We start from the raw sequence: 246 nt of genomic DNA, 5'->3' as shown, positions 1-246 counted from the left end.
CGGCAGGAGGGACCGATGGCCAGCCACAAGATCTATGCCGGCGCCTCGCTGCGCGAGACGCGCAACCGCCACGGCCTGACGCAGCGGGTCTTCGCCGACCGGCTGGGCGTCTCGCTGCCCTATCTCAGCCAGATGGAGAACAACCACCGCCCCGTCTCGGCGGGCGTGCTGCTGCGGCTCGCCTCCGAGTTCTCGGTGGACGTGGGGGCGCTGGCGGCCGGGGACGCTGACCGCATGGTGGTGGAC

1 protein-coding gene is annotated in these 246 nt (G+C 72.0%); it reads left to right on the top strand.

Annotated features, from left to right (window positions below; genetic code table 11):
• Positions 1-15: 15 nt before the first annotated feature.
• A partial coding sequence (locus QSV46_RS40665) for a helix-turn-helix transcriptional regulator (RefSeq protein WP_314964385.1) occupies positions 16-246 on the top strand: 231 nt, incomplete at its 3' end.

The sequence above is a fragment of the Bradyrhizobium cosmicum genome, from assembly GCF_032290525.1.
In the GTDB taxonomy this organism is placed as follows: Bacteria; Pseudomonadota; Alphaproteobacteria; order Rhizobiales; family Xanthobacteraceae; genus Bradyrhizobium; species Bradyrhizobium cosmicum_A.
Note: the sequence above shows the minus strand (reverse complement) of the source record. Positions and strands in the feature narration are given on the sequence as shown.